The following is a 23,309-nucleotide window of genomic DNA, read 5'->3' on the forward strand; positions in this document are numbered from 1 at the left end:
ATATAGGTGTCTATTTAGATGAGAAAGCTAAAAGGTTATATCCGTTTACCGTTTATTATGAGGTATTTAAATAAACGTATCAGATCTGATATTCCAATAACGACCAAGCTACAAAGTTTGCAATTCTCAGATCTCGCACTGGATATCGCTACGGTATCTAATCTTCACACTAAATTTCCAGCCCTTTTATCTCCCATACAAGAACACCTAAACCTTTTATTTTCTACTAAGGAAAACTGCCAGATACATTTAGTTATTAGTAACAAATCAAAACCATTTACTCCGGATATAATAAGTGCAAATCAATCGGTCTCGAATACGGTTTTTACAAACCAATTAAGTTATTTCTTTAGCCGCCAAGATCATCAACAAAATGAGAAAAATAGTTTTTCGTTACCTGGTTTCCATCATCATTTTTACAGCCAAGCATTATCTTTAAAAGGTGACCATAACGCCTACTTTGTATTGTCTTTTTCAGATCAAACACCTCAGCAGACCTATATACAACATCATACATCTCCTATTCTTCATTCTATTTCCAGAGGACTTTGCGCCTTCTTTTCTCAACAGGATTTAATCCAACAAGCCATATCAATGGAACGCTCAACACAAGCTGCAGAATTACATGACTCTATGGCACAAGTATTAGGTTACCTTCGTTTAAAAACCTCTCAACTTGTTTCACATTGCCAGAAAAGTGATGATGACGAGCTTCAAGCACTATCAACGGATATAGCCTATCAAACACATTCTGCTTATCGGTCTGCTAGAGAGTTAATATCAACATCCAGACTCCCAACACAAAATAAAAGCTTGTCCCACGTTATTAGAGAAGCCATTACAGAATTTGAACAACAATCCAATGTGGTTTTTGAGTTAGATAATCGAATTCTTCACGACAAACAAACAAATGAGCAAGAAGCGCAACTGCAATTTATTGTTCGAGAGGCACTCAGTAATATTGTCAGACACTCCCACGCGACCCATGCACGTATACAACTAAACAGTGATGAAAAAAACCTAACCATCACGATAGAAGACAACGGCAATGGCATCAAAAAAGAAAACAAACGACATGACAGTTTTGGACTCAGTATTATGGAGGAACGAGCCAGAAAAATTGGCGCTCATTTTGATGTGAAAGGTCGTCATCCACACGGTACTAGAATTGAAATAACTTACTTACATTCCAAAAAATCCCAACTTAATACTCCTCAATATAAGGAAGTTCAATGAGCAAGCTTCCATCTTCTGATGTGATTGTCGTTGATGATCATCCATTGTTTCGACGAGGTATTGTTGATTTACTAAACCGTAGCGAAGCCTTCAATGTCATTGCTGATTTTTCCAGCGCGACATCATTAAATGCATTCTTAGAAAGTTCATCACCACACTTGCTACTACTCGACTTACAAATGCCAGATATGTCTGGCCTAGATGCTTTAAAACAAATCAAGCCACAATACAAAAATTTGAAAATCGTTATTCTCACGGCATCAGATGAAAGCGAACAATTACTAGAAACTATTCGCCATGGTGCCGATGGCTATTTAATGAAAGATTCAGAGCCAGAATATATTCTGAAAAGCCTTCAATCCATACTAGAAGGCCGTATTACGATCAATGAAACTGCGGTTGATATATTGGCTCAGTCACTACGTAATACATCGAAAACATCTGCGACACACTCTAGGGCCACCATAGAAAATCATTCGATAGACTCCATGACTGAGCGAGAACGGCAAACCTTAGAACTCATTGCACGAGGTATGAACAACAAATTAATTGCCAGGGAATTAGGAATCAGTGACGGCACGGTTAAAGTCTATGTAAAGAATTTACTACGTAAATTAAACCTTCATTCTCGTTTGGAGTTAGCTGCTTGGGCTCACTCTCATTCCCCTTCTAATAATTAGCCATATATAGGACTACTCACTATGGCATTGCTTAAAACATTGTCGCTACAAAAAATCATGAATCGAGTTTTTGCCTCCTCATCAAATAAGCCAACTGAGGGCTTACTCGATAGTTTGCAAGAGATAGTGTTAGTATTAAATCAATGTGGTGCTATTCAATACGTTAATCAATGTTGGATACAACTCTCTGGGCTACCTACCCAAAAGAGCCTTGGTCAATCTATTGAATCGTTTTTGCATCCCGAAGATATTCCCTCTTGGTCTCGTGCTTTTCAATCTTTACCCACCGTGAAGCAGCAACGCATCTGGTGTCGATTACTCAGTAAAACTGGCGATATTCATTGGTGCGAAGTTCGTATGCAAATGATGAGCAATTATCCGTTTACCGTCAGTGCAACCCTGAGCGACATAACGTCCCACGTACGCGATGAAAATGTTCGACAAGCGGATTATCGCAGCTTAGACGCTATGGTAAATCGCCTTCCTGCGATTGTGTATCGCGCCAGAAATAATAAAAACTGGTCTATGGAATATGTGAGCGATGGATGTTTTGAGCTCACAGGTTACCCAGCTGAAGAGCTTGTAAACCACACTCAATTATCTTTTGCGTCCTTAATTCACCCAGAAGACAATACTGAGGTATGGGAAAGTGTCCAACAGGCATTAGAGGAGAAATCTGTGTTTGATCTAGATTATCGGCTCATCCATGCAAATGGTTCTGTTATGTCAGTCACCGAAAAAGGCCAAGGTTTGTATTCGTCTACAGGCTCAATTCTTGGTGTAGAAGGTATTATTTTTCGGAAAAAATAATAGATATTCCCATATAACCGCATCAAAAACTAACCCTTTTGATATACCCACACCTAGGAATTTAATTGTTCGATTACCAGTAATATAGTAGTAAGAAGTTAAAAATTCATACCGAAATTCAAACACTGGAGAGAACTATGAAAAAACGTGTCGCTATTATTGGCGCGGGTCCTAGCGGTCTCGCTCAGTTAAGAGCCTTTCAATCAGCTCACGCCAAAGGCGAAGAAATCCCAGACATAGTCTGCTATGAAAAACAAAATGATTGGGGTGGTTTATGGAACTACACTTGGCGAACAGGTACAGATGAAAACGGTGAACCAGTTCACGGCAGTATGTATCGTTACCTTTGGTCAAACGGACCGAAAGAATGCTTAGAATTTGCAGATTACACCTTTGAAGAGCACTTCGGTAAGCCAATAGCGTCTTATCCTCCTCGTGAAGTATTGTGGGATTACATCAAAGGTCGTGTTGAAAAAGCAGGTGTGCGTTCTTATATTCGTTTTAACTGCCCTGTTCGCCATATTAAATTTGATGACTCAACTAAGAAATTCAGTGTGACCGTTCACGACCATACAATTGATAAAACCGAAACTGAAGAATTTGACCATGTTGTCGTTGCAAGCGGTCATTTCTCTACACCCAGAGTGCCTGAATTTGAAGGCTTTTCTACTTTTGGCCAACGCATTTTGCATGCCCATGATTTCCGTGATGCCCTCGAATTTAAAGGTAAAGATATTCTAATTGTTGGTAGCAGTTATTCCGCTGAAGATATCGGTTCTCAGTGCTACAAGTACGGCGCGAAGAGTATTACAAGTTGCTATAGAACCGCACCAATGGGCTATAAATGGCCAGATAACTGGGAAGAAAAACCAAACCTTTTAAGAGTTGACACAGATACAGCGTACTTCGGTGACGGATCAAGCAAGAAAATCGATGCGATTATTCTTTGCACTGGCTACTTACACCATTTCCCATTTATGGAAGAAGATCTTTGCTTGAAAACAGATAATCGCTTGTGGCCACTAAATTTATATAAAGGAGTGGCATGGGAAGATAACCCTAATCTTTTCTATCTTGGTATGCAGGACCAATGGTACTCGTTCAACATGTTTGATGCACAAGCATGGTACGTACGGGACATAATAATGCAAAAAATAGCACTACCAAGTAGCGAAGAAAGGGAGGCCAACAATAAGCTTTGGGAAAACAGGGAAGCAACATTAGAAACAGCCGATGAAATGTTCACTTATCAAGGTGATTACATTATGGACTTAATAGAAGCAACAGATTATCCAACGTTTGATATTGCTGGTGTTCGTAGAACCTTCTTAGAGTGGAAGCAACATAAGTACGACAACATTATGAGCTTCCGTGATTTCTCATATCGCTCGTTAATGACAGGCACCATGTCGCCTCCTCATCATACACCTTGGCTAACTGCATTAGATGACTCTTTAGAAGCGTACCTCGGTGAAAAGTAACCATTAATATCTAAGTTAGGTACGATAGTTGCTTACATAACCTTACATAGATATTTCATCCATAGACATTAATATTAGTGTCTACATGGCAACGTTCGCTATTAATGACACCCTCTGATCTATATGGCGTGTCATTAATACAAATGGGTACTATATGTCTTTTTTTAATAAATCAAATGTAACCACCAGTTTATTGACAGAAGTTATTAACGGGTTAAACAGTGGATCTGTACCCTTTGATTCAGACACATCTTATGTCAAAAAAAGCTCTCCAATTTACTCTTTACTCGAAACCATCAATCAATCCCTTAGTAAGCATTATTTAGATAAGACACGGCTTGAAAATGACTTACAAGATGCACTATCAAATAATTCTGTATTATCAGACAACCTTGTTGAATTAAAAAAACAACTTACTAGTGCACTGCAGAAAAATGATTCATTAAGTGAAAAAATTCAGCAAATTGAAACCGGAAACGCTGATTTGCAAAACGACTACCATTATCTTGTACAAAACCAAGATGCTTGGAACCTTGCACAAACGGTTATTTCAGAAGGCTACTGGGATTTAAAAGTGGCTGATAATGACCCAGACAGTGAAAACAGCGTAATCAGTTGGTCAGACAAATTCAGAGAATTAATTGGTTACACCAAGGCTGAATTTCCTGATGGTTGGGACAGCTACTTTGCTGTGGCACATCCAGATGATCTAGATGCTACTATGACAGCCTTTGGTGAATTAATGGACAGTAAAGACCCAACATTTCAGTATGTCACTGACTACAGAATGAAGCACAAAAGCGGTGAATTCATTTGGTTTAGAGAACATGGTGCATGCTTACGAGATGAAAACGGCATTCTACTGAGAGTCGTGGGAGGTGCACGTAATATTTCTGATGAAAAAATAGCGGAAGTCGCTCAAGCACAAGAATATGAACAAGTGCAAAGTAACTACAAACAAATCTCACACATTGTTGATGTTATTACTAAAATATCCACTAACACCAATTTACTTGCACTCAATGCCGCCATTGAAGCAGCACGAGCAGGTGAAGTGGGACGAGGTTTTGCAGTAGTTGCAAATGAAGTAAAAAATCTTGCAACACAAACACAAGAAGCCACACTTCAAATCCAACAGATGGTTGATAACAACCAAAAGCTTATGGATAAAAAGAAAAACTAATCGTCTGATTGTCGTAACCTAGACTTAGTGAATCAAAAAAATCATAAAAAAGAGAGCAATGGCTCTCTTTTTTATGTGTCATTCTTCTATCTATTTACTAGCTGGATTGCCTTCTTGGACATCTATTTAAGCATGGCCATCACTGACTAGCTGAAGACCGACAACGCCACCAACAATCATGCACAAGCACGCAATACGAGCCAAGCTTGCTGGTTCATTCATAAACACCATTCCAACAATCACGATTGTCGATGCGCCTATCCCAGTCCATACCGCATAAGCCGTACCGATAGGTATGCTACGCATAGCAATGGACAGCAGAACTAAACTAACGATAATCAAAATTGCGCTAATTACTGATGGCCAAAATTTAGTAAACCCATCGCTTTCTTTGAGACCGATTGCCCATAGGCACTCTAATATTCCCGCTATGAACAAGTAAACCCACGCCATAAAGCACTTCCTAAATAGATAACTTTTTATTCAACATCGTATTTCGACAACCACTCAACCAATATTGGATGAAAGCGTGTCAGTCCTTTGTATTCAACCAGTTCTGGAGGCAGAGTTTGCATAGTACGGTGCATACGTTTTGCCCAAACAGGATTAGTCACAAGGTCATTCATGCTAATTAAGTATGTTCGGATGCATATCATTAACGCATTACTTCTTGGCATACGATCAAAGACTTGCATCTCGACACGTAAATACACTTTATCGCCGACATTTTCTGGTGTTACCGTGGTTTTGTCCTTCCCCCAATCAGGATACACTTCTGGTGACGTGTCCATGCGTGGATTAATCGTTAATGTCCAATTCAAACGTCGTGTGGCACCACCTTGAGGAATGGCCATCAAGAATTTTAACGCCCGATCAATAATGCCTTCGCTGTGAACAAACGGCACAGGACCATGCCATTCAGAAAATGACATACCAGCATCGAACGCCAACGACCAATCAGCAGGACAAGTGACAACACCTGCATCCATAAACAAACTGTTATCTCGCTGGTCCATCAATGCAATATCGCCTTGTAATTGGCGGCCTATGTATTCTAAGGGCGGTAGCGGTAACGTGCTGCTATCACCAAAGGTGAAGCTGTCTTTTAAACCTAATAAACGGTTTTCCCATACCCATTGATCATCTGTTTTTTCCAACGAAAAATGTTCTGGGTAATCTTTTGATAAATGATGCATAGAAAGATCAATTAGATCCCAGCACGCTAAATCCATATGTGGCAAAGTAATGCAGCAAGACGGACGATGCTTAATCACCAAATCACGCTCTGCCATTTCCGATAGATAATGCTCATCGACATCATGAAAATGCTCACTCACCGAATCTTTTACGCCCGGCATTTTATGAGACTCTATATTGACCGAATATCGATACGCATCTTCAGGGAAAGGGAAAGGAAAACGCTCGATCGCGTAATCACTGTTAGTGTAAGTAAAATCATCCCGAAAGGTTTGAATCGGTTTAGGTGAAACGCTCATTCGGTTGTCTCCTTTTATAGGTCAAGAACTAACTTGTCATTTTGGGCTCTAGATACACAAGGCATCACACAGTCTTGGCGTGCTTTTTCATCGTCAGATAAAAACTGATCTCGGTGATCTGCTTGGCCATCAATTAGTGGTGTCATGCAACGACCGCACACACCGCCTCGACAAGAGCTTTGAATATCAACCTCTGCCGCTTCTAAAGCTTCCAGAAGGCTTTCATCACTGCCTACTTCAATACGTTTACCTGTACGTTTTAGTTCCGCTACAAAAGGCTTACCCGGAGCTGGCGCAGAAAAAGCTTCGTAGTGAATCGCGCTTGCTGGCCAACCTAATTCGTCCGCAGCTGACTGCACAGCTTTAACCAATGATTCAGGGCCACAAATATAAACGTGTGTACCAATTGGTTGAGCAGCCATCACTGGGTAAATTCGACATCGAACGGATTGGTCTGAATCATAACAGTGAAGTTTATCACCTAGCATCTGTGACAATTCATCTTGATATGCTCCTGTCACATTACTATGAAACATATAGTGCATTTCCACTTCTGCAGAGCGACGTAACATCTCAGGAAGATAAGACATAAAAGGTGTAATACCGACTCCACCAGCAAATAAAACATGCTTTTTGGCTCGCCAATAAGGCGCAAAAAGATTGGCTGGCGGTTTAATCGTCAGCCTGTCACCTTCTTTTACTGACTGATGCATAAACACCGAACCGCCACGCGATGAATCTTGTAGTCTTACGGCAATCCGATACGAATTTTCACCATCAGAGTCACTTAACAACGAATATGGGTTACGAAAAATCTTTTTGCTTTCTTGCTCATCACTTTCCATGAGAACAACAACATGAGAGCCAGCAGAGTATGCAGGTAAAGACACGTTATCAGCTTCGAGAAGAAATTCTTTAATAGCAGGTGCAACTTGTTTAATACTCGCTACACGTACTGTCAATTCGGTCTTTTTTGTATTTACAGAACTCACGTTAATGCCTCCTTTTCTGGAATATCATTCACATCTTCTGCATTAACATTTAATCCTACATAAGCACCATGAACACGCGAGAAATGGTCTCTGACCAGCAAGGGCCTTTGACAACCTTGGCAAGTCACTGGCGTGTGTTCTACTTTTTCCATGACAGTATAACAATGGGTGCAAAATACTCGGCGAATAGATGAAGTCGGTGTCATCAGACTCACCTGTTCTGTTAATAATCCCGCGTCTATTAATAAATTATGCATGTCCCACATAAAACTCTCTGAGCCTGAAACATAAACTTGTGACGCCAAAGGTAATGAAGAAAGAGCCAAAGACAGCTCTTCTGACTTAACACTAGCTGGTCTCATGTTTTTTGAAAAAATAAGCACATCGTCTGCACTCAATCCCAACCAACTTTTGACTTGGCTCTGGCATTCATTGAATATCCAGAGCAAGCCAGATGCTTGCCCCTCTGTACTTTCTTCTGCAATGAATAGATGAAAAGCCGCATTATCCCTGATCACTATAGGTGAATAAAGGGGACGACTTTTTATGCGAGCATCGTATGCGCTCTCCATAGTATCCTCCTGCTAATTAAATGATTAAGACAAGTACTAACCTTTGACCGTACGCTTTTTCTTGTCTGGATCATCAAACGGTAAACTATGGGCTATTGCTGATACGTTTAAGCTTCCTTTTACTTCCAACGCTTTGCCTTGTACTGCGTAACCAACATCGTAACGAGCAATCGCCATGGATTTTTTGGTCAATTGAGAATACATTCCGCCCGTAATAACACCAACTTGCTTGCCGTCAGCCCACAAGGTATCGCCTTCTTGAGGAGCAAGATCACCTTCTAATAATACGCCAAATATATTGAACCTTTCCTTACCTTTTAGTCTGAAATGTTCGTAGCAACCGCGGAACTCAGTTTTCTCTTTAGAGACAGTGAAATCTAAACCAAGCTCCCATAAGGTATCCCCAGCAGACTCATCGGCAAATGGGTACATTTCGGAATTATCATATGGAAAAAATAATAAGTAGCTTTCAACTCGCAACATGTCTAATGCCGAAAACGCGCAAGGAATAATGCCAAATGATTTGCCTTTCTCAAGTATTGAATCCCAAATCAAACCCGCATCGCCTGCTTTGCAAAAAATCTCGTAACCACGTTCACCGGTGTAACCAGTACGGGAAATCATTACAGGACAACCAAATAAGCGAGTTTGTAAATGGTGAAAATAAGGAAGGTCTCGAATCCCCTCTACATGCTCCGCTAAAAAATCAACCGCCAATGGACCTTGGAGAGAAAGGTCGTGTAAATCATCATCAAAAAGAACGGCAACTTGACGACCCTCTGAAGCACGAACCAACATTTCATAGCCTATTCCTGTGCCATGAACGACCATAAAAGCATTAGGACCAGTACGGTAGATAATACAATCATCTACAAATTTGCCCGCTTCATTTAACATAGAAGCGTAAACTGATTTTCCTGGATACAGCTTAGTAATATCCCGAGTGGTTGCGTATTCAAGTAAACTTTCAGCATGGGGGCCAACATAGTGAACCTTTTTTAGGCCTGATACGTCCATCAATCCTGCTTGGGTTCGTATCGCTTTATGCGATAAGTTAATATCGGAGTCATACGTCCAAGCTGTGCCCATTCCATTCCAATCTTCTAACTTAGAACCTAACGCTTTATGACGATCTGCCAACACTGAAAAACGCCACGAATTAGCCATTACAAATTACCTCTATGTTGATTTTCATTTTTCTTCATTCCTCATTAGATAATAATTAAAAATCCTAATAGGAATATTTATTTCCCATGAGTGAATGCAAAACGTTTGCCAACCTCCTCCTTATAAAAATGGTTTTTTCCTATAAAGAGAGAAGGGATTGAAATCTATGAGTTTTTAAGTGATTCGCGAAAATAAGATGAAAATAGAAAGGGAATAAAACACGAGATGAGAAAGCTGATAACGCTCAATTTTTGTGCATTTTCAGCCTTTAAAGTGAGCATTAACAACTTTTTTATTTAGATATTACTTAGGTTGCTGATAAAGCCAAGCGTACTTTTTGGCCGAAAGCATGGTGATGCCGCGAGCTAATAGTGCAATTACCACAATACCAAAAACAAGCCTTAGCCATAAAATCGTAAATAGATCCGCTCCAAGCAATAACATCAGCAAGGTATCTTCAATCAAGCTATGAGACAGACCTAAAAATGCCATAGTTAAGAATATATCTTTGTTATCAATGTGGCCTGTTTTTGACTCACGAATCAAGATGCTGCCACCAAATGACAAGCCTAGCGTAAGCCCTATTACAATAATATTTGATGCCTTCGCACCAATTCCAAGCAAGCGTAGTAAAGGAGACAATAAAATATGAATGATTTTTTCAATACCAAGATAATTCAAGATGCGAATAATCAGCGTTAATACAGCGATAATAACCAATGCAGCGACAAATGTTTGACCCTGCATCAGTAGCCAACTTGTCCAGTCCGATTCATTACTTTCTGGCTTCCACAAACTACTAATGGGTGTTTGCAAGACATCAAGCGTACTGTAGCTATGGTGCAAGATAAAACCAAATAGCATTGCGCCACCAATACGTAGAACTAAAGTAAACCTAAGTTTTGCACCTACTGCCTTTGCTATCGCCGCCTCTATAGGTAAGCCATGAGAAACAAGCATCATAGAGGACAACACACTAACTTGTGCGATAGTCAGCTGCTCAGCTCCACCCAATTGATAAAAAATAGCCATTCCAGCATATAAGTTACTGCTCATTGCAGTCACCCAAACTAGGCCCATTTCTCCTGGTAACCCGAACCAAACCATAATAGGGCTAATGGCTTTACCTAAAATACTTATCCAGCCCAATAACTCGATGACCCTTACTACCAACAAAATTGGCACCATGATTTTTACCAAGCCCCAAAATATACGCCAGACATCAAGTACCCAACGCCCAGCCGCATTCTTCTCAAATTGATAGGAAAAGGCGCTTAAACTGGGGTTAATCTTATTAGAAAGGTAACGAATCATCTGGTTTGCCTGTAAATAATAAAGTAAATAGAGAAATGCAAGATTAGCAAAATGAAAAATAATTAATGCTTTTTATCTATCATTTAAGAAACTATAATTTTTTATATTTTAAAAATGAGAAATATAATTAATGAAACTACATCAAATGGACATTCGTATCCTAAAAGAGCTCCAGCAGGATGCCGCCCAGACCAATTTAGCGTTAGCCGAAAAAGTCGGTTTATCTGCTCCTGCGTGCTTAAAACGGGTACACAAACTAAAAGCAGAAGGCATTATCGAGCGAATCGTAGCGATTGTATCGCCTAATGCTGTTGATCGACGCCTCAACATGGTGGTGGAAATTGAAATGACGACAGATGACCTTGTAGTGGCGAACCAGTTCATTGAAGCTGTTAATCAATCACCTGAAGTAAAGCAGTGTTATAAGGTCACTGGTGAAGTTGATTTTGTATTGATTGTAAATGTAACCGATATTTTTGAGTATGAAAAATTTTGTCAGCGAGTTATCTATGCTCATAAAGGCATGAAAAAATTCACTACACTAATTAGTTTACGTTGTACAAAATTCGATCTTTCACAAGGTGGTTTGTCCTCTATTTAATTACATTTCATTTTGAACTAAATATCTAAAAAATTAACTAAACAGAACAGCATAATCACGATAAAAAGGCAGTAAATCAACATGGTTGAAGACAGTACTTTACGATTAAGTATTTTTATAGGCGTTTTAGTCTTAATGATGGTGCTAGAAGCTTTATTTCCTCAGCGCGAACGCCAGCAGAAACGCCAAGACCGCTGGTCGACTAATTTATTATTGGTGGTAATAAATGCTTTTTCTTTAAAACTCTTGGGACCAATAACTGCGCTTGTCGCGGCTGACTATGCTTTAGAACATAGTTGGGGATTATTAACTTATTTACCAATAAATGTCCCGCTTTATATACAAATTATACTTGGCGTTGTATTACTGGATTTCGCAGTTTACGCGCAGCATATTGCTTCACATAAAATTCCGTTTTTCTGGCGATTCCATAAAGTTCATCATGTAGACAGAGATATAGATGTCACAACAGGTATTCGCTTTCATCCATTAGAGTCCATAATGTCGATGATCTATAAATGTATCATTATTTTATTACTAGGACCTGCTACGGCTGCAGTTGTAGTCTTTGAGATTGTACTAAACGCATCAGCAATGTTTAATCATGCAAATTTTCGCCTGCCTAAAAAAATAGATTCGATACTGAGATTGGTGATTGTTACACCCGACGTTCATCGAATCCATCACTCTATTATTCCAAAAGAAACCGACAGTAACTATGGTTTCTTTCTTTCTATATGGGATCGTTTATGCAGAACTTATATTGCACAACCAAAAGAAAACCATCAAGGAATGACGATTGGCTTAAGAAATTACCAAACGGCTCAACCGTCATTTTTAATCTGGTGTTTAACCTTGCCGTTTAAGAAGAAATTAAAAAAAACTGAGTGACGATGTCAATTTAAGAAAGTTTAATTTTTCGGAAAGACTTTTATTTTAAAGCCAAAGATAACCAACCCAGCTCCGATGATAACCATAGGTAAAGACAGGATCTGACCTTGAGTCACCCAGTTAAAAGCAAGGTAGCCGATCTGTGCATCAGGTTGTCGAACAAACTCAACTAAGATTCTAAAGATGCCATAACAAAGTAAAAACAGGCCAGAAACGCAATAGCGCGGTTTAGATTTTTTCGAGAAGAACCATAATATGCCAAATAACACGACGCCTTCTAGTGCAAATTGATACAACTGAGAAGGATGGCGAGCAAGTTGTTCAGGGTCATTAGGAAATACCATAGCCCAAGATACGTCAGTTGGTTTACCCCACAATTCACTTCCTATGAAATTACCTAAACGGCCAGCACCTAAACCAATAGGAATAAAAGGCGCGAGGAAATCAGTCACATCAACAAGGTGTTTGTTGTAGCGGCGAGAAAAGAAGAACATGGCTGCGATAACACCTAATAACCCACCATGGAAAGACATACCTCCTTCCCAGATACGCACAATTGTTAACGGATCATCAACGAATGCTGGAAATTGATAAAACAAAATATAGCCAATACGCCCACCAAATATAACTCCCATCGCACCATAGAAAATAGCATCACTCACCATTTCCGATGTCCAAAGCCCATTTGAATGCTTCGCTCGATACATACCTAATAAATAAGCACTGGCAAAACCTATCAGATACATAATACCGTACCAATGCACGGAAATTGGCCCTATAGATACGGCAATAGGATCAATTGCTGGATATGAAATCATAATTGAAAAGTAAACCTCGAATAGGAGTTAATTAACGTTTGTTTTGGCAGGTCGAATCAAGCGTTCGATATTTGCGTGGCGCATAAGCCGAGTCATTGTTTGTGTGACCGCTTCTGCATGAGGTAGTTTCATGACTTCATCAAGCATATGCTTTGCTTGTGTCATTGAGATGTTTCGAATAACCGCTTTTACTTTGGGCAAACTGGTTGAGCTCATAGACAATACATCGTATCCCATTGCCATTAACAAAATAGCGCCCATTGGATCACCCGCCATTTCGCCACAAACACTGAGGCCGACACCTTCGTCTTTTACCTGATCAACAATACTTAATAACGCTCGTAAAACAGCAGGGTGGAAACAGTTGTATAAATCAGCAACACGAGGGTTATTTCGATCTACTGCAAGTAAATATTGAGTGAGATCATTACTACCAACCGATAAAAAATCGACTAACGAAGCCAGTTCTTTGGCCTGATATACAGCCGCTGGTACTTCTATCATCACACCAACTCTAGGCATTTTAACGTTATACCCTTCTTCTTTTACTTCTGCATAACCTCGACGAATGAGCGCTAAGGCCTCTTCTACTTCAGCTACGTTTGAGATCATCGGTAACATGATTTTTAAATTGTGAAGATCAGCACTGGCTTTGATCATGGCTCGAATTTGCGCCATGAAGATTTCTAAATGATCGAGAGTGACTCGAATACCGCGCCAGCCCAAAAAAGGGTTCGCTTCATTAATAGGGAAATAAGGCAGAGATTTATCACCACCAATATCAAGAGTACGCACAGTAACAGGTGCTGGTGCAAAACCCTCTAACTGCAGGCGATAGATCTTGACTTGTTCTGCTTCCGTTGGGAAACGATCTCGTACCATGAAAGGCACTTCAGTACGATAAAGACCAATACCTTCAGCACCACGATCCAAGGAACGTGCAATGTCGGCTGATAATCCAGTATTTACGTATAGGGACAAACGATGAGCGTCCAACGTTTCACATGGCAGATCTTTAAGCGCTTCATACTCTTCTTCAAGAAGACGCTCTTCATCAACAATTTGCTGATAATTTTCAGTTAACGCTTCAGAAGGGTGTGAAAAGATTTTTCCTGAATAGCCATCGACAATCAGGTTTACTTTGTCTAATTGCGCGTACGGTAAATCTAACGCGCCCATGACAGTCGGTATACCCATTGCCCGCGCCAGAATAGCGACATGGGAGTTGCCTGAGCCCATAACGGAAACAAGGCCTTTAATTTTATCAATTGGGATTTCTCCCAACATAGACGCAGTTAGTTCTTCACCTACTATGATCGAAGGTTCACTAAACCGCTCTACTAAATTAGGCGCTTTTTCTTGAAGATGCGACAAGATACGACGACCTAGATCACGAAGATCAGAGGCGCGCTCACGTAAATAAGGGTCATCCATACGATCAAATTGAGCGATATGAGCCTTAATAACTTGTCGTAATGCACCTTGGGCCCAATTACCTGCTTTAATTTTTTTAACAACTTCACCAGCAATGGAGTTGTCATCCAAAATTTTAAGATAAACATCAAACAAAGCTTTTTCATCATCAGATAGATGTTTACTAATGCGATTACTTGCTTTACGAATATCTTGTCTTACCGCATCTAATGCTTGGTAAAAGTCTTCAATTTCTTGATCAAAATCGGTAGTGGTACGATCAGGAATAACATCTAAGTCTGCAGGAGGAAATACAACAACACCACGACCAATAGCGACACCAGAGCTACCAGGTACACCTTTATAGCGAAAATCAGACCCAACAGGATCAGCATTAGGGCTTAAACTAGCAATAGCCCCTGTGGCTTCTGCGTGAGCAATAACACCAGCAAGCTGTGCAGATAAGGTAATAAGAAAAGCTTCTTCCCCTTCATCAAAACGGCGTTTGTCTTCATGCTGGACAACAAGCACACCCAAAACTTGACGATGATGAATGATAGGAACACCAAGAAAAGAACGATAACGTTCTTCCCCTGTACCACTTAAATAATGAAACGAAGGGTGAATATGAGCATCTTCAAGGTTAACAGGTTCAGCTCTTCGACCAACTAAACTCACTAAGCCTTCATCTGATTTTAAGCTCACACTGCCAGCCATTTCAGCATTCAAACCGCGTGTTGCCATCAATATATATTCTGAAGTATTGCTGTCTACTAAGTAAATTGAACACACTTCTGCACGCATAGACCGTCGAACACGACGGACAATAATATCCAGTGCAGCAGGTAACGACTCTGCAGCCGTCACCTCTTGTGTAATACGTCTTAGCAAACTTAGCATAGATCTCCTATCGTTCTATTCGATATAACCAACACAATCAATCCGTTGATTTCACCATTTTTTCTAATCGTTTATGAGCGTTAGGTATGAGCTCTTTTAACGCTCTACGATAAACGTCTTTTTTAAACGCGACAACTTGCCCAAGTGGGTACCAATAACTCACCCAACGCCAACCATCAAATTCAGGACATTCAGTTCCATCTACGCACACAGAAGCATCAGGACAACGAATAGACAAAAGAAACCACTTTTGCTTTTGTCCAATACACAAAGGCTTACTATTGTGTCTTAACATGCGCTTAGGAAGACGATAACGCAGCCAACCGCGAGTTTTTCCGATAATTTCAACCTGATCTGGATCTAGTCCTACTTCTTCTTTAAGTTCTCGAAATAGTGCGTCTTCAGGTGTTTCGTCGGGTTTGATACCACCTTGGGGGAATTGCCATGCGTTTTGTCCTACACGTCTCGCCCAAAGAAGTTGGCCACGCTCGTTCATCAATATGATGCCCACATTCGGTCTGTATCCGTCTGCATCAATCACGAGTCATTACCTTTTAATATAAGAATAAATTAACCTCATTGTTCCATAATTCCCTCATCCACACAATTAAGAGTGATGTTATTTGTTATCGTCAACGCTATAATTCAGGCACTTTAGGGCAATTGGGGACAAACAGTGACACTCGCAATATTTGATCTAGACGGCACATTGTTAAGCGGTGACAGTGATTATTCTTGGGGACAATTTTTAGTCGAAAAAGGCTTAGTCGATACTCAGGTTTATCAACAAGCCAACGATAAGTTTTTTGTACAGTATCAGTCTGGCACCTTAGACATTCATGAATATTTGGCTTTCAGCTTAGCGCCTTTAACTAAGTTCTCCAGTGAACAACTCACCGAGCTTCATGCCACTTTCATGAAGGAAAAAGTACAACCGATGATGCTCGAAAAAGCCGCTGCATTACTAAAACACCATAAAGATCAGGGGCATTTTTTACTCATGATCACAGCGACAAATCAGTTCGTAACCCAACCAATTAGCGACATTATGGGAATGGATCACATTATCGCTCCTATTCCTGAAGTCATAAATGGTCATTACACGGGGAAGATTGTCGGCGTTCCTAGTTTTCAAGAAGGTAAAGTAACTAGACTAAATGATTGGCTTGCTGAAACAGGCCATTCCATGGAAGGTAGCTACTTCTATAGTGACTCTCGTAATGACTTACCACTATTAGATCTAGTCACTCATCCTGTCGCTGTAGACGCAGATGTAACACTCACCAAGATTGCTGAAGAGCGTAGTTGGCCACACATTTCTTTACGTGACTAAAATAACTTATTCTTTAGATGCTGATAGTAAAAAAAAAGCGTAACTAGAAATCATCTAGTTACGCTTTTTTAACAATAAGGCTTTTTATGACATTTTTAAATATGCCGTTTTTTTATAAGCCCATATTGTTATGAATACGATAAAACAAAGCTTTTAGATATTCTGTTTCTTCAATGCCTGAATGAACAGGGTGATCTGGCGCTTGTGTACCGCGATAAATCAATTGAGAAAAACGTTCTAGCTGACGACTATTACTACGAATAATATCCTGTAACCGAGCCGTTTCTAGATGCATAGAACAAGACCCTGTCACTAGCACACCACCTTTAGCCACTAATCTCATCGCTAACTGATTAGCTCGATGATAAGCACCTTCACCCGCTTTAATGTCTTTTCGACGAGCAATAAAAGCAGGCGGATCCATAATAACTACATCAAAGCGCTCTTTGTCTTCAATCAAAGAAGACATTGCTTCAAATGCATCACCATGCATTAAGTTGGCGTCACCTTCGTATTGGTTTAGCTTTAAATTGGCGTCTACATGACCTAATGCACTCTCAGAGGAGTCAATAAAAGTCACATCCGTTGCACCGGCAGAAGCCGCTTGTACACCCCAGCCACCAACATAAGAGAAAACATCTAAAACTCGCTTGCCATCACAAAAAGTTTGCATGGTTTTGCGGTTTTCGCGATGGTCATAAAACCAACCTGTTTTTTGTCCATCCCAAACTGGAGCTTGGAACAGAACATCGTTTTCTTGTAAGAACACTAATTCAGGTACAGTACCAAAAGCTTCTTCAACATAGGTTTCTAAACCTTCAATTTGACGCATTTTACCGTCGTTCTTCATTAGAATCGCGGTAGGTTTGATCACATCTTGCAAGGCTTCAATAATTTCGTTTTTTACACGTTCCATTCCAGCTGTTGATATTTGCACTACTAAAATATCTGCAAAACGATCAACAACCAAACCAGACAATCCATCAGAGTCGCCAAAAACCAAGCGATAATAAGGCGCAGGGTAGGTTAATTCACGTAACGATAAGGCGATTTTAAGACGGTGGACAAGAAGAGACTTATTTAAAAAAGTGTCTGTGCTGCGACTTACAAGACGACCACAAATTAATGTGTTCGGATTAATGGTCGCAATACCAAGCGGCTTACCCTGTGCTGTTTCGACAACAACCTGATCCCCTGGTGTAAATTGCTTTAATGGCGTCTCTGAAGTATTTACTTCATTGCTATAAATCCATTGATGCCCAGCTCTAAGTCGGCGATCAGCCTGACCTTTTAGTCGAATAACACTCACAGTTTTTCACCTAGTACATTTAAAAACGCTATTATAAAGACTCTAAATTCAATTGCTATGAAAAAGGCTCTTAGCGAGGAAACATCACCAAATGATCAAGGTGAACGCTTAAACCAATTTCTTGGCCAACTAGGTGATTATGATGAGAAGAGGCAAAACAATAGACAATTTTTTCAGATGATAATTTCACTCTATATAAGAAATGTGAACCTCTAAATAGCTTACTGACAATCACTCCCACAAACTCACTATCATCATCATGTAAAATATCATCAGGACGAATCAATAAATCCACTTCAGTATTGTCAGCAAAACCATGATCTAAATCTCCACGAATAGTCCCTAAATCGGAATGAACACAATCAGGGCCACACACAGTTGCTGACAAGAAATCACCATGCCCAATAAAGCCCGCTACAAAGTGCGTCTCAGGTTCATGGTAAATTTGATACGGCGAACCTGTTTGATGAATAACGCCAGCATCCATAACAGACACCTGATCCGCCATAGCAAAGGCTTCCATTTGGTCATGTGTCACCAACAATGCACTCATTTTTTCATGTTGCAATATTTTACGGATATCGGGTACTAGCTCTTCTCTTAATTTTGCATCTAGACCAGAAAAAGGCTCATCCATTAATAACAATCTTGGCTTAGGGGCTATCGCTCGGGCTAATGCAACTCGCTGTTGCTGCCCACCAGAAAGTGAGTGCGGGTAACGACTCTGAAAACCAGACAAACCAACCAAACTCAATAAATGGTCGACACGTTCTTGTGCACTTTCTTTCGTCCAAGTAGATAGGCCAAATGCAATATTTTGTGCGATAGTCAGGTGTGGAAATAACGCAATATCTTGAAAGACCATACCTATATAGCGATGTTCTGGACTCACGGTATGGGAAGTACTAGAGATAACTTCACCATCTACTTTAATATCACCTGACATTAAAGATTCAAAACCAGCGATAGCACGTAATAACGTCGATTTACCGCAACCACTTGGGCCAAGTAAACAACCGATCTGCCCTTCTCGTAATTGAAAAGAAGCCTCTTTTACGATGGCGTTTCCATCATAACCAACCGTCACCTTGGTTAGTGTCATTTCTTTTAATGTTTCATGAGGAGGCAACGGTGTCATATTCAATCCTATTCTGCAGATTCGACTTTCGAGTGTTCAACACGTGAAGAAATAGAACGACTCAACAAAATAACAGGGGCTAACCCCACCAGCACTATCATTAAAGAAGCAGGAGCTGCATCAATCAACCTTTCGTCCGCGGCCAATTCATAAGCCCTGACAGCTAAAGTATTAAAATTGAACGGTCGAAGCACTAACGTTGCCGGCAACTCTTTTAATACATCAACAAAGACAATCAATAAAGCGGTTAGGACAGACCCTTTAAGTAAAGGAATATGAATACGAGTCAGAACCTTTAAAGGACTCATGCCTAACGAACGCCCAGCCATATCCATGCTCGGCTTAATTTTTCCAAGTCCATTTTGGACTGCACCCAAAGACACGGCCATAAAGCGAACAGTATAAGCAAAAAGCAAAGCGACTAAGGTGCCAGAGAAAATCAGCCCAACTTTTTCACCGCTGTAATATTTAACCAAATCGATAATTCTGTGATCCAGCCAAGCCAAAGGCACAATAGTACCGATCGCAATAATTGTCCCTGGCAACGCATAACCTAAACCTGCAATACCAACCGAAGCACTGACACTACGATCACGATTAAGGCGAATAGCGTAGCTCAAAACCAATGCCAAAATAACCGCAATCATGGCCGCCACTCCAGCAAGGTATAATGAGTTCCAAGCCAACTGAGCAAACCTAGCATCTGGTAACTCAGCTTTAAATGCAGCCCAATAAGCCAGTACACTCACAGGAATGATAAAACCAAAGAAAATTGGAAATAGACAAAAAGCACAGGTCAGAACACCGCGACTGCCAGTGAGGTTAATACGTCGACTACTGGCTTTTTTTAAGCCAGATGCATGATAACGAATACGATGACGAGAATATCGCTCTAACAGAATCAACACAGTTACAAACAGCAATAAAATACCGGCTAGCTGAGAAGCAGCAACTACATCACCAAATCCATAGAAGGTCCGCAGAATACCTGTTGTAAAGGTATTTACGCCAAAATATTGTACTGTGCCATAATCAGCTAACGTTTCCATTAACACTAAGGTAAGGCCTGTAACAATGGCAGGGCGAGCAAGAGGAAGGGCAAGTTTAAAAAAAGCAGATCGCCCTGAATAGCCTAAAGTACGACTCACTTCTAGTGTGTTTTCAGATTGCTCTAAAAAGGCCGCTCGACTCATTAAATATACATAGGGATAAAGCACTAAAGTCAGCATCACGATGGCTCCGCCAAGCGAACGAACCTCAAAGAACCAATATTCTCCGTAACTCCAACCAGTGAGATCACGAATAAAAGTTTGTACAGGACCTGCAAAGTCCAAAATACCAGTGTAGGTGTAAGCAATGATATAGGCAGGCATCGCCATCGGCAGAAGTAATGCCCATGATAATAATTTACGACCAGGAAAATCGCACATACTGGTTAGCCAGGCACAAGGAACACCAATGAAAAACGCGCCAATACCAACGCCCAACATAAGTAACAATGAATTTTGAATGTAGTCTGCCAAGACAGTTTGGTAAAGGTGTCGCCACACATCTCCGTCACCCATCAAAACGTTAACCAGCACAACTAATATAGGTAACGACAAGGTCGCTGCAATAAAAATTGCAGCGACCTTTAACCAATTGAACTTAGGTTTGTTTGCAGAACTCGAATGAGTTAAATCAACCATTATTAATACAACTCATTTTAAATACTATTTCCAACCACCGATATCCATTAATTCAACCGCTTCACGGTTATTAACACCTAACTGGCTTAATGAAATCGTATCTGCTCGGAACTCACCAAATGGCTCTAGCATTTCAGGCGCGCTTGCACCTTCAACAACTGGGTATTCGTTATTAACGTGGGCATACCATTCTTGTGATGCATGATTTGTTAAAAACTCAATTAACAACTTCGCGTTTTCAATATTTGTAGCTGATGCCGTAACGCCGGCACCACTAACATTAACGTGTGTTCCACGATCACCTTTCGCTTGGTTAGGCCAAAAAGGTTTCACACTACTATATACTTTTCTGTCGTCTGCATTAGCACTTTGACCTAAACGACCAAAGTAATAAGTATTTGCTAACGTCAAATCACATACACCTGCTGAAACGGCTTTAAGTAAATCGACATCACCACCAAATGGAGGTCGAGCGAGATTAGAAACCACCCCCTTAATCCAAGCCTGTGTTTTTTCACGTCCATCTGCTTCTAACATTGAAGCGACTAACGATTGGTTATAAATATTTCCTGATGAACGAACACAAATGCGCCCTTTCCATTTTGAATGAGAAAGGTCTTCATAAGTAGAAAGATCAGATTCAGACACTTTTTTAGGGTTGTAAAAAATCACACGAGCTCTTTGAGAAAGACCAAACCACTGTCCATCAACATCACGCAAGTTACTTGGAATGTTTGCGTCTAATACATCACTCTGTATCGATTGTAGAACACCGGCACTTTTAGCACGATGTAGACGACCTGCATCCACCGTAATAAAAATATCTGCAGGGCTCGCGTCACCTTCTGCACGTAAACGACTTAACAAGGCATCAGCAGAACCTGTGATCAAATTAACAACAACATCATTTTCTTCAGCAAAAGTATCAAGCACAGGGGCAATCAAAGACTCTTTACGTGCTGAATAAATGTTCAATTCGCCTTTAGCCTGCAAACTTGTAGAAACAAGTAGAGGAAACGCTAACGCAATAAATCCAATACCGCCCAACAAAGATTGACCACTTGTCTTGTTAACTACACCACGTAACTTCACTGACATACGAACCTCTCACTTACTTGAAAATAATATCGATGCGCTTCACGCAAAAAGTATCGAGTTCTAGAAATAGAACCATAAAAATAGAGTCGAGAAATTAACACAACAAGAGATTAAACACTAGCGATTCTCATTCAATGATAAGGAAGTTATAGGAAGTAAAATTAAGAAAAAATAGAAAATAAACCTATAATTGATAGGTTTATTTTAATAGCTAAAGCACAAGTCACTTTGACAAGATTAGTCCAACAGCAACCTTAGTTCATCACCAATAATAAGGGCATCATCCAGTTCATAAACAATGCCTTCTGATAATCCTGCCGCTTTTGCAACCGCCGCAGGAAAACCTTCACGGACCAAATCGTAGTCTCTATCATTACGTATGCAGGCATTAAGATAGCAAGCCAAATTCAGTATGCATGGCAAGGCTTGAGGCTCATCATCTGAAAATGGCCTTTTATGAAACTTTACAGCATCGCCAATGGTTGATGGGAACTTCCATAAATCCATTAGAGCTTTGCCTGCGTCTTGAGAAGTAAAACCTAATAAGTCCAATTCAGCTTTAACTCGGCCAGCTTTACGATTCGAAACCAAAGTTTGAATATCTTGTGCTATTTCTGGCTCAGTAAGGTGCAACAATAAACGACCTATATTATGAACAATACCAACAGTAAAGGCTTCATCAGCCTCTACTAATGGTGTACGTTTAGCGAACCATTGAGATAGCTCAGCTACACGAAAAGAATCTTGCCAAAACTCGGTAAGATTAATGCCATCTACTTTGGTTACTGAATTAGAAAAACCAGACGCAATAACTAATGTTTTCAGCTTATCCATGCCTAATAAAACAGTCGCTTCATCTATTGAAGAAATTTTTCTAGATAGGCCAAAATAAGCAGAGTTCACAACTCGCAATACTTTCAATGAAATAGTTTGGTCACGCGCTACTCGTTCGGAAATGTCTGAATATTTTACGTTAGGATCACTTAAAAGCTGAATGAGTTCACGGACAACATCAGGAACATTAGGAAGCTTATCGGTTTTCTTAAGAAGGTCTTGGACTTGCATGCCATATAGCCTTTGTTCTGGTTGTTATATGTTTTTAGAGTGCCTTATAGACTATGACAATCGATAATTTTTGCAATAGCCAATAAGTAACATTTAGAAAGCGAGCGCTAGTTTTTTAATAAAA

At 40.2% G+C, this 23,309-nt stretch carries 22 protein-coding genes; 8 read left to right on the forward strand and 14 right to left on the reverse strand.

What is annotated here, in order from left to right:
- Window positions 1-18: 18 nt before the first annotated feature.
- The 5 genes from IF202_RS16080 to IF202_RS16100 all read left to right on the forward strand — a co-directional run bounded on the left by IF202_RS16080 (window position 19) and on the right by IF202_RS16100 (window position 5,390).
- The gene (locus tag IF202_RS16080) at window positions 19-1,236 is read left to right on the forward strand and encodes a sensor histidine kinase (protein ID WP_191595940.1); all 1,218 of its coding nucleotides are present in this window, start codon (window positions 19-21) and stop codon (window positions 1,234-1,236) included.
- Window positions 1,233-1,916 (forward strand): response regulator, encoded by a 684-nt coding sequence (locus IF202_RS16085; protein WP_191595941.1) that lies wholly within the window; start codon window positions 1,233-1,235, stop codon window positions 1,914-1,916. The genes IF202_RS16080 and IF202_RS16085 overlap by 4 nt, the downstream gene beginning before the upstream one ends.
- Window positions 1,917-1,937: 21 nt before the next feature.
- A complete protein-coding gene (locus IF202_RS16090) occupies window positions 1,938-2,726 on the forward strand; it encodes a PAS domain-containing protein (RefSeq protein WP_191595942.1) in 789 nt (262 codons plus the stop codon).
- Between the two features lie 137 nt (window positions 2,727-2,863).
- Window positions 2,864-4,207 (forward strand): NAD(P)-binding domain-containing protein, encoded by a 1,344-nt coding sequence (locus tag IF202_RS16095; RefSeq protein ID WP_191595943.1) that lies wholly within the window; start codon window positions 2,864-2,866, stop codon window positions 4,205-4,207.
- A 154-nt stretch (window positions 4,208-4,361) separates the two neighbouring features.
- Entirely contained in the window at window positions 4,362-5,390 is a 1,029-nt protein-coding gene (locus IF202_RS16100) for a methyl-accepting chemotaxis protein (protein WP_191595944.1), read from the forward strand.
- Window positions 5,391-5,516: 126 nt separating this feature from the next.
- Here the strand turns inward: IF202_RS16100 and IF202_RS16105 are convergent, their stop codons facing one another.
- The 6 genes from IF202_RS16105 to IF202_RS16130 all read right to left on the reverse strand — a co-directional run bounded on the left by IF202_RS16105 (window position 5,517) and on the right by IF202_RS16130 (window position 10,931).
- On the reverse strand, window positions 5,517-5,843 hold the full coding sequence (locus IF202_RS16105) for a DMT family transporter (protein WP_191595945.1): 327 nt from the start codon (window positions 5,841-5,843) through the stop codon (window positions 5,517-5,519).
- A 26-nt stretch (window positions 5,844-5,869) separates the two neighbouring features.
- The gene (locus IF202_RS16110) at window positions 5,870-6,886 is read right to left on the reverse strand and encodes a heme-dependent oxidative N-demethylase family protein (protein ID WP_191595946.1); all 1,017 of its coding nucleotides are present in this window, start codon (window positions 6,884-6,886) and stop codon (window positions 5,870-5,872) included.
- A gap of 14 nt (window positions 6,887-6,900) precedes the next feature.
- On the reverse strand, window positions 6,901-7,878 hold the full coding sequence (locus IF202_RS16115; RefSeq protein WP_191595947.1) for a PDR/VanB family oxidoreductase: 978 nt from the start codon (window positions 7,876-7,878) through the stop codon (window positions 6,901-6,903).
- Window positions 7,875-8,450, reverse strand: a complete 576-nt coding sequence (locus IF202_RS16120; protein WP_191595948.1) for a dimethylamine monooxygenase subunit DmmA family protein — start codon at window positions 8,448-8,450, stop codon at window positions 7,875-7,877. Before IF202_RS16120 ends, IF202_RS16115 begins: the two co-directional genes overlap by 4 nt.
- 36 nt (window positions 8,451-8,486) lie before the next feature.
- Window positions 8,487-9,617: an aminomethyltransferase family protein gene (locus IF202_RS16125; RefSeq protein ID WP_191595949.1), complete on the reverse strand. Its 1,131-nt coding sequence runs from the start codon at window positions 9,615-9,617 to the stop codon at window positions 8,487-8,489.
- Window positions 9,618-9,920: 303 nt separating this feature from the next.
- On the reverse strand, window positions 9,921-10,931 hold the full coding sequence (locus tag IF202_RS16130; protein WP_191595950.1) for a nucleoside recognition domain-containing protein: 1,011 nt from the start codon (window positions 10,929-10,931) through the stop codon (window positions 9,921-9,923).
- A gap of 130 nt (window positions 10,932-11,061) precedes the next feature.
- Here IF202_RS16130 and IF202_RS16135 point away from each other — a divergent pair, with 130 nt between their 5' ends.
- Together IF202_RS16135 and IF202_RS16140 are read left to right on the forward strand one after the other, a co-directional pair.
- On the forward strand, window positions 11,062-11,532 hold the full coding sequence (locus tag IF202_RS16135; RefSeq protein ID WP_191595951.1) for an Lrp/AsnC family transcriptional regulator: 471 nt from the start codon (window positions 11,062-11,064) through the stop codon (window positions 11,530-11,532).
- Between the two features lie 81 nt (window positions 11,533-11,613).
- Window positions 11,614-12,423, forward strand: coding sequence for a sterol desaturase family protein (locus IF202_RS16140; protein WP_191595952.1), 810 nt, complete (start codon window positions 11,614-11,616; stop codon window positions 12,421-12,423).
- Window positions 12,424-12,443: 20 nt separating this feature from the next.
- On the opposite strand, the gene lgt is transcribed toward IF202_RS16140, so the two are convergent.
- Genes lgt through IF202_RS16155 form a run of 3 tightly spaced genes read right to left on the reverse strand, consistent with a single transcriptional unit; the run spans window position 12,444 to window position 16,095 of the window.
- Window positions 12,444-13,241, reverse strand: coding sequence for a prolipoprotein diacylglyceryl transferase (lgt, locus tag IF202_RS16145; protein WP_191595953.1), 798 nt, complete (start codon window positions 13,239-13,241; stop codon window positions 12,444-12,446).
- 27 nt (window positions 13,242-13,268) lie between these two features.
- Window positions 13,269-15,554 (reverse strand): phosphoenolpyruvate--protein phosphotransferase, encoded by a 2,286-nt coding sequence (gene ptsP, locus IF202_RS16150; protein ID WP_191595954.1) that lies wholly within the window; start codon window positions 15,552-15,554, stop codon window positions 13,269-13,271.
- A gap of 37 nt (window positions 15,555-15,591) precedes the next feature.
- Window positions 15,592-16,095, reverse strand: a complete 504-nt coding sequence (locus IF202_RS16155; RefSeq protein ID WP_191595955.1) for an RNA pyrophosphohydrolase — start codon at window positions 16,093-16,095, stop codon at window positions 15,592-15,594.
- Between the two features lie 135 nt (window positions 16,096-16,230).
- On the opposite strand from IF202_RS16155, the gene IF202_RS16160 reads away from it, so the two are divergent.
- On the forward strand, window positions 16,231-16,887 hold the full coding sequence (locus IF202_RS16160; RefSeq protein WP_191595956.1) for a histidinol-phosphatase: 657 nt from the start codon (window positions 16,231-16,233) through the stop codon (window positions 16,885-16,887).
- A 112-nt stretch (window positions 16,888-16,999) separates the two neighbouring features.
- On the opposite strand, the gene IF202_RS16165 is transcribed toward IF202_RS16160, so the two are convergent.
- The 5 genes from IF202_RS16165 to IF202_RS16185 all read right to left on the reverse strand — a co-directional run bounded on the left by IF202_RS16165 (window position 17,000) and on the right by IF202_RS16185 (window position 23,185).
- Complete coding sequence (locus IF202_RS16165; RefSeq protein ID WP_191595957.1) at window positions 17,000-18,196, reverse strand: class I SAM-dependent rRNA methyltransferase; 1,197 nt, start codon at window positions 18,194-18,196, stop codon at window positions 17,000-17,002.
- Between the two features lie 70 nt (window positions 18,197-18,266).
- Window positions 18,267-19,334, reverse strand: a complete 1,068-nt coding sequence (locus tag IF202_RS16170; protein WP_191595958.1) for an ABC transporter ATP-binding protein — start codon at window positions 19,332-19,334, stop codon at window positions 18,267-18,269.
- Window positions 19,335-19,342: 8 nt separating this feature from the next.
- Window positions 19,343-21,022 (reverse strand): ABC transporter permease, encoded by a 1,680-nt coding sequence (locus IF202_RS16175; protein ID WP_191595959.1) that lies wholly within the window; start codon window positions 21,020-21,022, stop codon window positions 19,343-19,345.
- A 24-nt stretch (window positions 21,023-21,046) separates the two neighbouring features.
- Window positions 21,047-22,120, reverse strand: coding sequence for a Fe(3+) ABC transporter substrate-binding protein (locus IF202_RS16180; RefSeq protein WP_191595960.1), 1,074 nt, complete (start codon window positions 22,118-22,120; stop codon window positions 21,047-21,049).
- Between the two features lie 237 nt (window positions 22,121-22,357).
- Window positions 22,358-23,185 carry an HDOD domain-containing protein gene (locus tag IF202_RS16185; RefSeq protein WP_191595961.1) on the reverse strand — a complete coding sequence of 276 codons (828 nt, stop codon included), beginning with the start codon at window positions 23,183-23,185 and terminating at the stop codon, window positions 22,358-22,360.
- Between the last annotated feature and the right edge of the window lie 124 nt (window positions 23,186-23,309).

Origin of the sequence: Marinomonas colpomeniae (assembly GCF_014803385.1) — a bacterium.
GTDB lineage: Bacteria > Pseudomonadota > Gammaproteobacteria > Pseudomonadales > Marinomonadaceae > Marinomonas > Marinomonas colpomeniae.

Excerpts from the sequence above, each read along its gene's own strand:
- IF202_RS16090 (WP_191595942.1), top strand. The coding sequence starts at position 1,938 with ATGGCATTGCTTAAAACATTGTCGCTACAAAAAATCATGAATCGAGTT.
- IF202_RS16130 (WP_191595950.1), bottom strand. The coding sequence starts at position 10,931 with ATGATTCGTTACCTTTCTAATAAGATTAACCCCAGTTTAAGCGCCTTT.
- IF202_RS16140 (WP_191595952.1), top strand. The coding sequence starts at position 11,614 with ATGGTTGAAGACAGTACTTTACGATTAAGTATTTTTATAGGCGTTTTA.
- IF202_RS16080 (WP_191595940.1), top strand. The coding sequence starts at position 19 with ATGAGAAAGCTAAAAGGTTATATCCGTTTACCGTTTATTATGAGGTAT.
- IF202_RS16170 (WP_191595958.1), bottom strand. The coding sequence starts at position 19,334 with ATGACACCGTTGCCTCCTCATGAAACATTAAAAGAAATGACACTAACC.
- IF202_RS16120 (WP_191595948.1), bottom strand. The coding sequence starts at position 8,450 with ATGGAGAGCGCATACGATGCTCGCATAAAAAGTCGTCCCCTTTATTCA.
- IF202_RS16125 (WP_191595949.1), bottom strand. The coding sequence starts at position 9,617 with ATGGCTAATTCGTGGCGTTTTTCAGTGTTGGCAGATCGTCATAAAGCG.
- IF202_RS16135 (WP_191595951.1), top strand. The coding sequence starts at position 11,062 with ATGAAACTACATCAAATGGACATTCGTATCCTAAAAGAGCTCCAGCAG.
- IF202_RS16085 (WP_191595941.1), top strand. The coding sequence starts at position 1,233 with ATGAGCAAGCTTCCATCTTCTGATGTGATTGTCGTTGATGATCATCCA.
- IF202_RS16100 (WP_191595944.1), top strand. The coding sequence starts at position 4,362 with ATGTCTTTTTTTAATAAATCAAATGTAACCACCAGTTTATTGACAGAA.
- IF202_RS16105 (WP_191595945.1), bottom strand. The coding sequence starts at position 5,843 with ATGGCGTGGGTTTACTTGTTCATAGCGGGAATATTAGAGTGCCTATGG.
- lgt (WP_191595953.1), bottom strand. The coding sequence starts at position 13,241 with ATGATTTCATATCCAGCAATTGATCCTATTGCCGTATCTATAGGGCCA.
- IF202_RS16095 (WP_191595943.1), top strand. The coding sequence starts at position 2,864 with ATGAAAAAACGTGTCGCTATTATTGGCGCGGGTCCTAGCGGTCTCGCT.
- IF202_RS16180 (WP_191595960.1), bottom strand. The coding sequence starts at position 22,120 with ATGTCAGTGAAGTTACGTGGTGTAGTTAACAAGACAAGTGGTCAATCT.
- IF202_RS16175 (WP_191595959.1), bottom strand. The coding sequence starts at position 21,022 with ATGGTTGATTTAACTCATTCGAGTTCTGCAAACAAACCTAAGTTCAAT.
- ptsP (WP_191595954.1), bottom strand. The coding sequence starts at position 15,554 with ATGCTAAGTTTGCTAAGACGTATTACACAAGAGGTGACGGCTGCAGAG.
- IF202_RS16185 (WP_191595961.1), bottom strand. The coding sequence starts at position 23,185 with ATGCAAGTCCAAGACCTTCTTAAGAAAACCGATAAGCTTCCTAATGTT.
- IF202_RS16110 (WP_191595946.1), bottom strand. The coding sequence starts at position 6,886 with ATGAGCGTTTCACCTAAACCGATTCAAACCTTTCGGGATGATTTTACT.